This is a genomic window from Pseudomonas sp. F220 (genome assembly GCF_057813935.1).
Genome location: NZ_JBVASJ010000157.1, coordinates 1 through 319 on the forward strand (window position 1 = coordinate 1; position 319 = coordinate 319).

General features: G+C 56.1%; 1 pseudogene. It reads left to right on the top strand.

The window, feature by feature from the left end:
- Window positions 1-319, top strand: a pseudogene (locus ACZYSM_RS29435) (hypothetical protein); the annotation flags it as partial.

Here is a 319-nt window from a genome sequence, read left to right on the forward strand (position 1 = left end):
TACGGGTGAACCAGTACGTTAACTTCAATTCGCTGGAGAGCGCGCAGGAACCAATGGCGGACCGCATCGTGGTGCTTGATCAACCCATAGCCATCAAGGCGGGTGACTTGATCGGTCACATCGGTGAATACCAAGACAGCGGTGCAGAGCACCCAGAAAAGAAATTGCACCTGGAAGTGTTCAGCGGCGATGACGTGGAAGACTTCATCAAGGACAGCCGTGACTGGGCGCTGCGACTACCCGCCGACAGCAAGACCTGGCTAAAGCTTGCCAAGGGCACTGCTGTGGTGGCGCATCAGGCTTGTTTCAGCGCTACACA